Source organism: Streptomyces sp. NPDC101194 (assembly GCF_044767885.1).
Taxonomy (GTDB): Bacteria; Actinomycetota; Actinomycetes; order Streptomycetales; family Streptomycetaceae; genus Streptomyces.
Genome location: NZ_JBIWOS010000031.1, coordinates 1 through 1246, shown reverse-complemented (window position 1 = coordinate 1246; position 1246 = coordinate 1). Strand labels below are relative to the sequence as shown.

Below are 1246 nucleotides of genomic sequence, written 5' to 3'. Positions count from 1 at the left end.
ACCGCGTATCTGAACGGTGATCTCGACATGGCCGCCGAAGCACAGCGCAAGGCGCTCGGCGCGGTGGACCTGGACCCGAAGAAGCCCGGGGTGCAGTCCAGGTGATCAAGCCCGAAGCGATTCCGCAGTACACCGGCAACCTGGAACAGCTGGAGAAGGACCACGCCGGCCTGAAGACCGACGCCGGACACATCCGCGACACCGGATCCTCCGTCCACACCCACTTCCAGGGCCTGTCCGCCTACTACAAGGCCCCCGAGGCCGAGCAGCTGTTCGCGTCGACGAAACCCGTCAAGGACCGCGCCGACGACTTCGCGGACGATCTGGAGAAGGTCGCCTCCTCACTGTCCGACTACGCGACGGAGATCCGCCCGCTGGTCACCAAACTGGAGCAGCTGAAAGCGGACGCGACGAAGTTCGTGAACGCGAACAAGGACGACGACGACTGGGAATACGACGAGGACAAGGTCGACGAGCACAACCAGCTCCGCGACGACATCACCGCGACCGTCGCCGCGTTCTGGGCGGCGGAGCGCACCTGCCACAACAAGATCACCGCCCTGATCCCCGGCGGGGTCCAGATGGTCGCGGGCGACGGATCCGAACGCAAGGACCAGTACGGATTCAACGCCGACGACCTGAAGAACGCCAAACTCCCCTGGGGCGACCCCGTCGAGGAGAAACACCACGTCTGGGAAGTCGGACACTGGGTCAAGTCGTTCGTCTGGGACGGACTGATCGTCGACGGAGTATGGGGCACCATCAAGGGCCTGGGCACCCTCGTCGGGTTCGGCGGCTGGGACGCCATGGGCCAGGCCTGGAAAGGACTGGCCCAACTCGCGACCGGCCTCGTGATCACCGCGATCCCCGGCGCCGGAACCCTGTTCTGGGCCCTGCCCGACGACAAACTCCCCTCCTGGCTCCGTGACTCACGCACCGCGATGAAGGAGACCGGCAAAGCACTGGTCGCCTGGGACGAATGGGGCAAGAACCCCGGCCGGGCCGCCGGAGCCGTCACCTTCAACGTCCTGACCACCGTCTTCACCGGCGGCGCCGGCGGCGCAGCCGCAGGAGCCGGCAAAGCCGGCGCCGTCGCCAAGGCACTCTCCGTCGCGGGCAAGGCCGGCAAGGTCATCGACCCCATGACCTACATCGCCAAGGGCGCCGGCGCCGGCCTCTCCAAGATCGGCGACATCACCAAGGGCATCAAGGGCATCAGCAACATCGAAATCCCCAAACTCCCCGA

At 66.3% G+C, this 1246-nt stretch carries 1 protein-coding gene and 1 pseudogene; both read left to right on the top strand.

Going from position 1 to position 1246, the window contains the following annotated elements:
• The first annotated feature begins 9 nt into the window (after positions 1–9).
• Positions 10–105 carry a DUF6507 family protein gene (locus ACIRP2_RS39585; protein WP_404258612.1) on the top strand — a complete coding sequence of 32 codons (96 nt, stop codon included), beginning with the start codon at positions 10–12 and terminating at the stop codon, positions 103–105.
• A pseudogene (locus ACIRP2_RS39580) lies at positions 102–1246 on the top strand (protein phosphatase); the annotation flags it as partial. The gene ACIRP2_RS39585 and the pseudogene ACIRP2_RS39580, both read left to right, overlap by 4 nt.